The organism is Bradyrhizobium sp. MI1.7 (assembly GCF_055811795.1).
Map to the genome: position 1 here is coordinate 1 of NZ_JBVVPO010000243.1, position 653 is coordinate 653.

1 protein-coding gene is annotated in these 653 nt (G+C 67.4%); it reads right to left on the reverse strand.

What is annotated here, in order from left to right:
* Window positions 1-653: SDR family NAD(P)-dependent oxidoreductase (locus tag AC0L3X_RS47360; protein WP_473317648.1), on the reverse strand; the 653-nt coding region annotated here is incomplete at both ends.

The window sequence follows — 653 nt, forward strand, 5'->3', positions numbered from 1 at the left end:
ACCGTCACGGGGCCGCCGGCCTCGATCTGGGCCTTGAACTTCGGCACCACCGAGCCGTTCGACGCCAGCACGTTGCCGAACCGGACCGAGATCAACCGCATCGGCGGCCGGGCACTGCCGCTAGCTGCGGCAAGATCGTGGTCGAGCGCCTGGCAGTACATCTCGGCGAAGCGCTTGGTGAGGCCGAGCATCGACACCGGCTCGATCGCCTTGTCGGTCGAGATCATCACCATGGCTTCGGCGCCGGCGCCGTGCGCCGCATCGGCAACGTTGATCGAGCCGAAGATGTTGGTCTTGACGCCCTCGCTCCAGTCGCGCTCCAGGATCGGCACGTGCTTGAGCGCGGCGGCATGGAACACGATGTCCGGCTTGAACTCCGCCATCAGGCGGATGATGCGCTCGCGGTCGCGGATGTCGGCGATTCGCCCTTCGATCGCGGCCGCCGCGCCGTGCGCAGCGAGCGCTTCCGTGACCGCATAGAGCGCCGGCTCGGAATTTTCCACGATCAGGAGGCGCGCGGCGCCGAAGACGACGACGCGCTCGCAGATCTCGGACCCGATCGATCCGCCGCCGCCGGTGACGATGACAGCCTTGCCCTTGATCAGCGCTTCGAGCCGCGCATAGTCGATCTTTTCGCTCGGCCGCAGCAGGAG